Consider the following 1,509-nt stretch of genomic DNA (forward strand, 5'->3'; position numbering starts at 1 on the left):
CGAGCAGCGCCGTCGCCCCGCCCGCCAGCGCCGCGCCGGCCAGGATGGGCCGCGCGCGGGGGGAGGGCACGAGCCAGGAGGCGACCGTCGCAACCGCCAGCGCCGCCGTCGCGGCCTCGACCCCCGCGAGTTTCGCGCCGAGGCAGGCCGTGGACAGCGTGAGGGAGATCGCCAGGCGTGGTGCCGGGCGCATCGGGGTCAGGCCGTCCGATTCTTCTCGATATGCGCGGCGAGCGCGCGCAGCGAGGCGAAGATGCGGTGGTTCCGCTCATCGTCCGACCGCAGCTGGAACCCGTAGCGCTTCGAGACGGCGAGCGCGATCTCCAGCGCATCGATGGAATCGAGGCCGAGCCCTTCGCCGAACAGCGGCGCCTCCGGGTCGATCTCCTCCGGCGCCGCCTCCAGGTGCAGCGCCTCCACGATCAGCCGCGCCAGCTCCGCTTCCAAGGAGAGGGTGGTGCTCAAACTCGGTCTCCCGCAGCGCTCCGTCGTCCAGTGCCCGGGGTCGCCTGCGTCGGGCCGGGTCCTCCGGCCTTGACGTCGGGCGCCCGACTGGCGACCTCAGCCGCAATGTCGCCCGCCCCCGGATCACGAGCCTATCAACGCCCAAGCGGCGGAACAAGCGCGGCGGCCCGCGCGGCGCGGCGCTTCGCACCGCTGCCGGGCCTGTTCACCTTCACCGTGGATGTCGAGCCGCATGGCGGCGACGGCGCGGGGGCGGAAACACGCCGGCTGCTCGCCCTGCTGGCCGAGGCCCAGGCCCGCGGCACCTTCTTCGTGCTGGACGAGGTGGTGCGCAGCGACCCGGCCCTGGTGCTGGAGATCGCGCGCGCGGGCCACGAGATCGCCTCCCACGGCCATGCCCACCGGCACCTGGCGGAGGAAGGCCCGGCGCGCTTCCGCGCTGGCATGGCGGCGGCCCGGGACCGGCTCGGGATGCTGACCGGGGCGGCGCCGGCCGGCTTCCGCGCGCCCTATTTCTCCCTCACGCCCGCCGCCGCCTGGGCGCCGGAGGTGCTGGCCGAGCTCGGCTTCAGCTATTCCAGCTCGGTCCTGCCGGCCTGGAATCCGCTCGCCGGCTGGCCCGGCGCGCCGCGCCACCCCTTCCGCTGGCCCTGCGGGCTGCTGGAACTGCCGGTGCCGGTGGCGCGCTTCGGGCCGTGGCTGGTGCCCTTCCTGGGCGGGATGTACCTGCGTTGGCTGCCGCCCTGGCGGCTGCGGTCGCTGGTGCGCCGCTGGGCGGCGGAACAGGGCGGGGCCGAGGGCGCGCTCTGGTCCTATTGCCACCCCTATGACCTGGACGAGGCAGGAGCCTTGGAACGGCGCGTGGGGACGGGGCGGCTGGCCAGCCTGATGCTGTGGCTGAACCGAGGGCCGACGCTGCCGCGGCTGTCGGGCCTGCTGGCCGGGCGCCGGTCCGAGAGTTTCGCCGCGCGGCTGCCCGTGCTGGCGGCGGCCGCGCCGGTCTTCGCGCCGGCCCTTGGCCGGGGCTTCGGCGCGGCCCACGCG

At 75.6% G+C, this 1,509-nt stretch carries 3 protein-coding genes; 1 reads left to right on the forward strand and 2 read right to left on the reverse strand.

The genetic code is table 11. The annotated features are described in order from the left end of the window. The coding region (locus tag HW577_RS24880; protein ID WP_198378774.1) for a hypothetical protein at positions 1–193 on the reverse strand (193 nt) is incomplete at its 3' end. A gap of 5 nt (positions 194–198) precedes the next feature. Continuing rightward, positions 199–465 (reverse strand): phosphopantetheine-binding protein, encoded by a 267-nt coding sequence (locus HW577_RS24885; RefSeq protein WP_198378775.1) that lies wholly within the window; start codon positions 463–465, stop codon positions 199–201. Between the two features lie 105 nt (positions 466–570). On the opposite strand from HW577_RS24885, the gene HW577_RS24890 reads away from it, so the two are divergent. After that, positions 571–1,509 (forward strand): DUF3473 domain-containing protein (locus tag HW577_RS24890; RefSeq protein WP_198378776.1); only part of this gene is annotated, 939 nt, incomplete at its 3' end.

This window comes from Neoroseomonas rubea, from assembly GCF_016106015.1.
Classification (GTDB): Bacteria; Pseudomonadota; Alphaproteobacteria; order Acetobacterales; family Acetobacteraceae; genus Neoroseomonas; species Neoroseomonas rubea.